Annotated in this window: 1 protein-coding gene; it reads left to right on the plus strand. The window is 28.8% G+C overall.

What is annotated here, in order from left to right; all coding sequences use genetic code 11:
* The coding region (locus tag ACR6JA_RS22375) for a hypothetical protein (protein WP_494599612.1) at positions 1 to 240 on the plus strand (240 nt) is incomplete at both ends.

Consider the following 240-nt stretch of genomic DNA (forward strand, 5'->3'; position numbering starts at 1 on the left):
AAAAAAAAAAAACCCCAAACAACCCCCAAAAACAAAAAAAACAGGTTACGTCCCACCCACAAACCCCAACCCAAAACCACCCCAAAAAAAAAAAAAAAAAAAAAACCAACCCCAAATAACCAAAAAAAAAAAAAATAAAAAAATAACCCACCAAAAAAAAACCCACCCAAAAAAAAAACCCAAAAAAAAAAAAAAAGAAAAACACCCACACAGAAAAAAAAAAATAAAACCACAAAAAAA

It is taken from the genome of Cedecea sp. B1(4) (assembly GCF_059414925.1).